1 protein-coding gene is annotated in these 329 nt (G+C 79.9%); it reads left to right on the top strand.

The genetic code is table 11. From position 1 onward, the window contains the following. The coding region (locus PUR61_RS15825; protein WP_443035176.1) for a hypothetical protein at positions 1–197 on the top strand (197 nt) is incomplete at its 5' end. Positions 198–329: the final 132 nt, after the last annotated feature.

The following is a 329-nucleotide window of genomic DNA, read 5'->3' as shown; positions in this document are numbered from 1 at the left end:
TGGTCGGGCGGGACGCTGCGCCGCTCCCCGCCCCCGCCGAGGACGCGCTCGCGGACCTGTCCGAGGGAAACGGGAGTCGACGTTGGGTCGGGAGTTCAGCCGTGGTGTCCTGCGATCTCGTCGCCGCCGTGACCACCGGCCGGGCCTTCGCCGAGCGGACGAGCGTCGAGGTGGGGAAGTGGGTGCACGGCAGATAAGATCTCGGGGGGCGCCCGATCAAGAAACTGGGGGTGGGGGGGGGGGGGGGGGGGGGGGGCGGGGGGGGGGGGGGGGGGGGGGGGGGGGGGGGGGGGGGGGGGCGCGGCGGGGCCCCCCCCCCCCCCCCCCCC

It is taken from the genome of Streptomyces sp. BE20, assembly GCF_036322525.1.
Taxonomy (GTDB): Bacteria; Actinomycetota; Actinomycetes; order Streptomycetales; family Streptomycetaceae; genus Kitasatospora.
Note: the sequence above shows the minus strand (reverse complement) of the source record. Positions and strands in the feature narration are given on the sequence as shown.